The organism is Corallococcus sp. bb12-1 (genome assembly GCF_026626765.1).
Taxonomy (GTDB): Bacteria; Myxococcota; Myxococcia; order Myxococcales; family Myxococcaceae; genus Corallococcus; species Corallococcus terminator.
Genome location: NZ_JAPNJZ010000003.1, coordinates 156,444 through 165,000 on the forward strand (window position 1 = coordinate 156,444; position 8,557 = coordinate 165,000).

4 protein-coding genes and 2 rRNA genes (1 of these 6 running past the window's edge) are annotated in these 8,557 nt (G+C 65.0%); 1 reads left to right on the forward strand and 5 read right to left on the reverse strand.

What is annotated here, in order from left to right:
- Positions 1 to 22: 22 nt before the first annotated feature.
- Complete coding sequence (locus OV208_RS08320) at positions 23 to 607, forward strand: hypothetical protein (RefSeq protein WP_267573296.1); 585 nt, start codon at positions 23 to 25, stop codon at positions 605 to 607.
- A gap of 80 nt (positions 608 to 687) precedes the next feature.
- Here the strand turns inward: OV208_RS08320 and OV208_RS08325 are convergent, their stop codons facing one another.
- The 5 genes from OV208_RS08325 to OV208_RS08345 all read right to left on the reverse strand — a co-directional run.
- Positions 688 to 1,911 (reverse strand): KamA family radical SAM protein, encoded by a 1,224-nt coding sequence (locus OV208_RS08325; RefSeq protein ID WP_267573297.1) that lies wholly within the window; start codon positions 1,909 to 1,911, stop codon positions 688 to 690.
- Complete coding sequence (locus OV208_RS08330) at positions 1,911 to 3,281, reverse strand: KamA family radical SAM protein (RefSeq protein ID WP_267573298.1); 1,371 nt, start codon at positions 3,279 to 3,281, stop codon at positions 1,911 to 1,913. The genes OV208_RS08325 and OV208_RS08330 overlap by 1 nt, the downstream gene beginning before the upstream one ends.
- A gap of 115 nt (positions 3,282 to 3,396) precedes the next feature.
- A complete protein-coding gene (locus tag OV208_RS08335) occupies positions 3,397 to 6,168 on the reverse strand; it encodes a protein kinase domain-containing protein (RefSeq protein WP_267573299.1) in 2,772 nt (923 codons plus the stop codon).
- Between the two features lie 559 nt (positions 6,169 to 6,727).
- A 5S ribosomal RNA gene (gene rrf, locus OV208_RS08340) occupies positions 6,728 to 6,844 on the reverse strand.
- Positions 6,845 to 7,022: 178 nt separating this feature from the next.
- Positions 7,023 to 8,557 (reverse strand): 23S ribosomal RNA (locus OV208_RS08345) (it continues 1,433 nt past the right edge of the window).

Genomic DNA, 8,557 nt, shown 5'->3' on the forward strand with positions numbered 1-8,557 from the left:
GGTCCGACTCAGGAGCCTCGACATGACCACGCGCCTTCCGCTGTTCCTCGCTGCCTCGTCGCTCCTGCTGGCGACGCCCGTCCTCGCGGAGGACGAAGGTCTGTCGCCCGAGAAGGTGGCAGCCATCCGCCGTGACGAAGCCGCCGCCCAGACGAAGGTGGGGGCGTCCTACGGCAACCGGAAGTCGTCGGAGATGAGCAACGCGGAGCGCGGCCAGGCCATCCGCGATCAGCAGGCGGAAGCCGCCAAGGTCATGGAGAAGCACGGCATCTCAGCGAAGGAGTACGCCGGCTACACGGCGAGGATGACGCCCGACGACAACGCGCGCGCCGCCAACGAGGCCAAGCGGCTCGAGGACAAGGCCAAGGCCGACAAGGAAGCCGAGGAGAAGAAGCGCGCCGCCGGCGACCAGGAGGTCCACATCCAGCAGGGCTTCAGCGACGCGGAGCCCGTGGAGCTGGAATCCGCGGAGGGAGCGGAGGTGTCCGTCGATGTCGACGGGAGCCTGGAGTCCGGACCGCCCGTGGACATCGCGAAGATGGTGGATGAAACCCCGGCCCCGACTGGCCGGAAAGCGTCGAAGTCGAACTCCCGTCGCGGCCGGTAGCACTCCGCCGCGCGCATGCGGCGAGACCCTTCACGCCCCCCCGCGCCCGAGCGAACGAAGCACGCGGGAGGCCCGGACCGTCAGCGGCCCATTTCCCGGGAACGGGCCTGCCACACCTCATCGTACGGGCAGGAGCAGTCGGTCTCCTCGGGTTCAGGGTAGGCGTACGTCTCGCCCTTGTAGTTGCGGAACAGGGTCTCCCGCTCCCCACGCTCGATGACGTAGTCGGGCTGGAGGGTGACCTTCCCGCCGCCCCCCGGAAGATCCACCGCGAGGTGCGGCACGGCGAGCCCGGTGGTGTGTCCGCGAAGCTGCTGGAGGATCTCCAGCCCCTTGGAGATGGGCGTGCGCAGGTGTTCGCACCCTTCGGCGACATCCATCTGGTGCAGGTAGTACGGCCGCACGCGGCTGCGCAGCAGCTTGTGGGACAGCTCCTTGATGATCCGCGCGTCCGAATTGAGCTGCCGCATCAGCACGGCCTGGTTCTCCACGGGCACACCATGATCCACCAGCCGCTCACACGCCTCCCGCGCCTCCGGGGTCACTTCCTTCGGGTGGTTGAAGTGGGTGATGACGTAGACGGGCGCGTACCGGCGAAGCAGCTGCGCGAGCGAATCCGTCACCCGCATGGGCAGCACCACCGGCACCCGCGTTCCAATGCGGATCATCTCCACATGCGGAATCTCGCTCAGCGGCGCGAGCAGCGACTCCAGCCGCTCCTCGCCCAGCAGGAACGGGTCTCCGCCGGAGATGAGCACGTCGCGGACCTCCGGGTGGTTGCGCACGTACTCGATGCCCCGGCGCATCTGGTCCCTGGTGAGCTCCGCCTCCCCGCCCTTGGTGATGCGGCGCCGGGTGCAGTGGCGGCAGTAGACCGAGCACGTATCGATGGCCAGGAACAGCACCCGGTCCGGATACTTGTGCACGATGCACTCCTCCGGGCGCGTCTTGTCCTCGCCGAGCGGATCCTCCAGCTCACCGGGCCGCACGCGGGCCTCGGCCCGCACGGGGATGGACTGCATGCGCACCGGACACGACGCGTGGTCGGGGTCGATGAGCGACAGGTAGTAGGGGCTGATGCCCACCCGGAACAGCGAGGACGTCTCCTGCACCCCGGCGCGCTCGTCGGGGGTCAGACGGACGTAGCGCTCCAACTGCTCCAGATTGCGCACCGCATGCCGCTGCTGCCAGCGCCAGTCCGCCCACTCGGCATCAGAGGCGGAAGGAAACAAGCGGGCCCGCCCCTCGGCACTGACCGAGGGGCGCGCGACCACGGGCGCGGACGAGACTGCGGAGGAATCCATCACGCGGCCTTCGGCTGCTCCCGCCACCACGCCTGACCGGACTCCGGCAGCGTGTCGATGGGATCGAAGTACTCGTACTTGCGATCAAGTGCCTCGGGGTCGTTCGCCTCGACACTCGTGCGGTAGTTCTTGGTCCAGTAGGAGATGCCGCGCTCGCGGTCGTACTCCGCCACCTGATGGATCCACCGCTTGCCCACGAACGGCACGTCACAGACGATGCGCGGCGTGGCGAAGCCCGGCATGTAGCCCATGATGTCGTGCTGGAGCTTCTGCGCCTGCGCCACCGACAGCCGCCAATGCTCGCTGTTGGGGATCATGTCGCACATGTAGAAGTAGTACGGCAGGATCTTCGCGTGGTCGAGCAGCGTGAAGCACAGGTCCAGCAGCGCCTTGGAGCTGTCATTCACGCCCCGCAGCAGCACGCCCTGGTTGCGCACGTCGCGGAAGCCCATGTCGAGCAGCTTGCGAACCGCCTTGCCCACCAGCGGCGTGAGCTGCTGCGCGTGGTTGACGTGCGTGTGCAGCGCCAGGTCCACGCCGCGATCCACGGCCTTCTTCGCCAGCCGGTCCAGCCCCTGCAGGACGCTGTCCTGGAGGAAGTGCTGCGGCAGGGCCATCAGCCCCTTGCTGGCGAGCCGGATGTCCCGAATGTTCGGGATGTCCATCAGCGCGCTGACGAACGGCTCCAGCGCCTGGATGGGCAGGTTCGCGATGTCGCCGCCGGACACCACCACGTCGCGCACGGTGGGCGTGCGGCGCAGGTAGTCCAGCATCTGCTCGTAGCGTTCCTTCTGGCCCGTCGCGAACTTGTGCTTGGACACCTGGGGCACGTCATTGCCCACCAGGTCCATGCGGGTGCAGTGGCCGCAGTACTGCGGGCAGGTGGGCAGCATCTCCGCCAGCACCTTGGTCGGATAGCGGTGCGTCAGGCCCTCGACGACCCACATGTCAGCCTCGTGGAGGCTGTCACGGCTGGCGCGAGGGTGGTTCGCCCAGTCGGTGCGGCGGTCCGCGAGCGCCGGCAGCATGTACCGGCGGACGGGGTCCTGCCACAGGTCCTCCAGGTTCATGGTGTTGAGCATCTGGGGCGGGACGAGGATGGACATCGTCGCCCGCTCCTTCTGGTCCAGCTCCATGCCCATGGCCAGATCGTCGGGCAGCAGCGTCCCGAGCGTCGCCTTCAGCTCCCGCAGGTTCTTCACGGTGTGCTTGCGCTGCCAGACGGAGCTCTCCCACTCCGCTTGCGTGACGTCCTTGAAGCCCGGGATGCGCCGCCAGTCGGGCTCCACGAACTCCTTGCGGAGCGGATAGGTGAACGGCTGCTGCGCGGGGCCAGCGTCGGGCTTGCCTCGATTGGACGTCGTGCTCATGGACACATCACCTCAACGAATGGAGCGTCTGCGGCGAGGCGTCTTAGCCCGCCCCCCAACATCCCTGCTCAACAATCGCAGAGGGCACAAGATGCCCTCTGGTCGGCCGTCTCCGTCAGTTCACCGGGACGTTGATCAGCTTGGCGACACCACCCTCTTCGATGATGACGACCTGCGGCTTGGTCGACTTGCCGTTGAGCTTGAAGACAACCTTGCGCTTGCCCACGGGCAGGCTGAGCGGGTTGCCCAGCGGGACGGGACTGACCCGCCCCGTGTTCTTCCCATCTACCCAGATCTGAGCACCCGCCGGGGAGGTGCTGCAGGCGAACTTGCCCACCGCGTTGCTCGGCGCCGGCTTCGGAGGCTTCGGCTGTGTCGGCGTGGCGACAGGCGTGGGCTTGGGCGGCTTGGGCTTCGGCGGAGTGGGCGGCTCAGGGGTCGGCGTCGGCTCGGGCACCGCCTCCAGCGTGAAGGCGACCTTCACCTCGGCGTCACCGGAAGACGTGAACTCACCCGTGAAGGGTTTGAAGCCTTCGCGCTTCGCCGTGAAGCTGTACGTCTTGCCAATCTCCAGATCGGCAAGCTTCGCCCCGGGGACCTTCCCAAGGGACTTGCCCCCCACCACGATCTCCGCGCCGTCCTGGCCCTCGAACGAGGCCGTGAACGTCTTCGGAGCCGGAGGCTCCACAGGCTTGTCCGGGGGCGTCTCGGGGGGGGTCGGCGGAGGATTGTTCGCGACCACCGGGGGCGGCGTCACCGGAGGCGGCGTCGCGGGCGGCGGATCCTTGGGAGGCGTCGCGGCTTTGGCCTTCAGGACCAGGGGGACGACGGTCGCCTCCTGTCCCGCCACGACCTCGACCTGCTGGGCTGTGGGCTGGTAGTCCGGAGCCGACGCGCTGATCTGGTGCACGCCAGCGGAGAGTTCCACCACCTCGTTGGCCTTCACGGGCTGCCCATCCACCAGGACCGTGGCGCCGATGGGCCTCACGACGAAGTTGACGTACCCCGTGGAGGAGCCACGCACCGCGAACACCAGCCCACCGATGAGGAGCAGGGCCACCGCCGCAGCCGCGCCGATGATGGCGGGCTTGGGAATCGGCTTCTTCTGTCCAGCCGCCTGAGGCTTCGGTTTGGCGGGCTTGGCCGCGGCCTTGACGGGAGGAGCCCCCTTCGCGCCGCCCTTCGGGGCCTTCTGGGGGATGGTGGCCGGTCCATCCTCCTCGTCGTCGTAGCGCGGGTCGTCGGAGTCTTGCGCCCCGTTGTCGTAGTCGTCCTGCCCCTCACCGCCGTACTCGTCCGCCGGGTCGTCGTAGGCATCATCCGCCTCAGCGGCCTGGGCCTGGGGACGCAGCCCGTTGTGGCGAGAGCCCACCGGAAGGGTGATGTTGCCCGTGGTCTCCTCTTCCTCCGGGTCCAGCACGGGCGCGGCGGAGCCACCACGTCCTCGGGACGGAGGCGCGGTCGGAGCCGGACCGATCATCGTGGCGCCGCCATAGGCTTCGCCCCCCTCGTCCCCGATGATGACCTGGGACTTGGGGCCACTCTTGTTCTTGCCGCGGGGCCCGTCTTCCCGCCCGAAGGGAGAAGCGCTGGTGTGATGTCCGGCCCGGTCGATGGGGTTCTCCGACCGACCCGTGATGCTGTCGTCCACCACCACGCTGCTGTCGGCGATCCGGGTCTCCGGAGGCCGAAGCGTGTGCGTCGAATCGACGATCTGCGTCTTGTCGGCGGCGCCATCCATCTCCGCCAGTTCCTCGACGGAGGGCGGAGGAATGTAGCCAGGCGCGGGCTGCGCTGGCGCCGTCGAAGCGCGCCCCGCAGGAGACCCGGGCGCCGCAGGAGATCGCTTCTGCGAGGTTGGGCGGGCCGCAGGAGGAGGAGGAACCGTCACGCCAGACTGTTCAATCTGGTCCGGACGTTCGACGGAGGCATATCGCTCCATCTTCTCCGCCTCGCGCAGCATGTCCTCGGCGAAGGCCTCCTTCATGAAGGTGGACAGGTGCTTCGACGAATAGATGGCATCCCCCGCCAGGAGGAAGCGCATCAGATCCTCCTGCAGGTCCGACGCCCACTGGTAGCGATCCTCGGGCTCACGCGCGAGCGCCTTGAGGACGACCTTCTCCAGTCCCGCGGAGATGTTCGGGTTGAACTCGCGAGGCAGCGGGATGTCCGCGTTGCGCACCTTCTCCAGGGTGGAGAAGTCCGACTCGCCCACGAAGAGCTTCTCGCCCGTGAGCATTTCGTACAGCAGGACGCCGACGGCGAAGATGTCGCTGCGCCGATCGATAGGCATGCCCCGGACCTGCTCCGGGCTCATGTAGCCGAACTTCCCCTTGAGGATGCCGGCTTGCGTCTTCTGCGAACGGTTGGCCGCCTTGGCGATGCCAAAGTCGATGATCTTCGTCTCTCCCTCGTAGGACACGAGGATGTTCTGGGGAGAGACGTCGCGGTGGATGATGCCCAGGTCCTGGCCACGCGCGTCCTTCTTGCGGTGGGCGTAGTCCAGGCCCTCACACATCTTGGAGACGATGAACACCGCCTGGGCGGTGGGCATGATCTCCTTGCGACGGCGATAGCGCTCCAGGAGCGTGCGGACATCGCGGCCGGCCACGTACTCCATGGCGATGAAGTACGTGTCCTCGTGCTTTCCGAGTTCATGGATGTGGACGATGTTGGCGTGGTTCAGCTGAACGCTGATCCGCGCCTCATCGATGAACATCGTGATGAACTCGTCATCCTCGGCCATCGTCGGGAGGATCTTCTTGATGGCCAGGATGCGCTCAAAGCCCTCGACGCCAAAGGCCTTCGCAATGAAGACCTCGGCCATACCGCCGACGTTGACGCGCTCAAGGAGCAGGTACTTCCCAAAGAAGGTCGGCTTCTTCATCTCGCGGGGCTGCCCGGCGCCGGCGAGTACGGACCGCGGCAGGCGGTGCGCAGACCGGGGGGAGAAGAGACTCTAGATCCTGCGGCATCGGCGGTCAAACATCCACGATGACGCGATTCCCCAAGGAATCCGAGAACTTGGCGACCAAGCGCCCCCAAAGCGGCCCACCCCGCTTCCCAGGCGCTCCTGGGCGCCGCTGAACCGGGGGCGAACAGGACCAGGCTCGCCACCCGAATACAGCCCGATTCGGGCCCGCCAGGGCGCTCCAAACGGGCGAATGACGCAGACATGGAGGAGGAAGCAGGAACGTCGATCCAGCACAGGAGCCCAGCTCGGGGCTCCCGATCACACCGGCCGACCTGCGCCACGGAAAGGACGCCCCGGTTGGGCGCGCCCCGGAGGCCATGCGCCAACGTGCCGCGAGAAAGACCCCGCTCGGCGTCCGTTGACTCCAAACACAGGCAGCGTGCACCAGGGTCCGTCGCACGCGAGCCAAACCCAAAGCCCGCAAAGACAAAAGCCCCCGGCGCCTTGCGGCACCAGGGGCTCTTCAAAAAGAATCCGGCAGCGACCTACTCTCCCACGCGGTTTCCCGCGGAGTACCATCGGCTCTGGAGGGCTTAACTTCCGTGTTCGGGATGGGAACGGGTGTGACCCCTCCGACATTGCCACCGGAAAAGCGAATGACGGTGCATACGAAGGGTAAGTTGCAAGCTTCTGCTTGAATGAAGCCTCTTCATTGAAGAAGAGTGAAATAGCTATTGTCTTCCGGGCAGACGCCTTGCTTCGCGTCCTGGCCTCGGCCTTAGCCCCGAATCCCTTACTCCCCGGTTGGGGGCATGCAAGAGAAGGGGGAAAGTAAGCCGCTCGACTTATTAGTACTGGTTAGCTTAACGCGTTACCGCGCTTACACACCCAGCCTATCAACGTGGTAGTCTTCCACGAGTCTTCAGGGGCTTGCGCCCGGGATACCTGGTCTTGAGGTCGGTTTCCCGCTTAGATGCTTTCAGCGGTTATCCAATCGGCACATGGCTACCCAGCGATGCCTCTGGCGAGACAACTGGTACACCAGCGGTGCCTCCAACCCGGTCCTCTCGTACTAAGGTCAGAGCCTCTCAAGTATCCTACGCCCACAGCAGATAGGGACCAAACTGTCTCACGACGTTTTGAACCCAGCTCGCGTACCGCTTTAATTGGCGAACAGCCAAACCCTTGGGACCTGCTCCAGCCCCAGGATGCGATGAGCCGACATCGAGGTGCCAAACCTCCCCGTCGATGTGAACTCTTGGGGGAGATAAGCCTGTTATCCCCGGAGTACCTTTTATCCGTTGAGCGATGGCCCTTCCATTCAGGACCACCGGATCACTATGACCTGCTTTCGCACCTGCTCGACCTGTCGGTCTCGCAGTCAAGCTCCCTTATGCCATTGCACTCGACGCCCGGTTTCCAATCGGGCTGAGGGAACCATCGCGCGCCTCCGTTACTTTTTGGGAGGCGACCGCCCCAGTCAAACTACCCACCAGACAGTGTCCCAGTCCCGGCTGACGAGACATGGTTAGACACCAGAAATCAACAGGGTGGTATTTCACCGTTGCCTCCACCGAACCTAGCGGCCCGGCTTCAAAGGCTCCCACCTATCCTACACAGTCAATCCCTAGTGTCACTGTCAAGTTGTAGTAAAGGTTCACGGGGTCTTTCCGTCTTGCTGCGGGTAAACTGCATCGGCACAGCTATTTCAATTTCGCTGAGTCCCTCTCCGAGACAGTGCGGAAGTCGTTACTCCATTCGTGCAGGTCGGAACTTACCCGACAAGGAATTTCGCTACCTTAGGACCGTTATAGTTACGGCCGCCGTTTACTGGGGCTTCGGATCATCGCTTCGCCTTGCGGCTGACGAATCCCCTTAACCTTCCAGCACCGGGCAGGAGTCAGACCCTATACGTCGGCTTGTCGCCTTCGCAGAGTCCTGTGTTTTTGGTAAACAGTCGCTACCGCCATTTCTCTGCAACCTCTCTCGGCTTCGGCTGTACGCCTACACCTACCAGAGGCCCACCTTCTTCCGAAGTTACGGTGGAAATTTGCCTAGTTCCTTGGAGGAGAGTTCTCTCAAGCGCCTTAGGATTTTCTCCTCACCCACCTGTGTCGGTTTGCGGTACGGACACCCTGCAGACTCCCTGCGGGACTTTTCTTGGAAGCAGAGCATCAGCGACTTACCCCTTGCGGGGCGCCATGGGATCTCGGGGATAGCTGCCGCGCCTTTATTCGTACGCGACACCCCTACGTCTTTAGACTGACACAACCACCCGTCAGCTCGCCTAGCTTTCTCCGTCCTCCCTCAGTTCAACGTCTGCAAGATGGCGCAGGAATATTAACCTGCTTGCCATCACCTA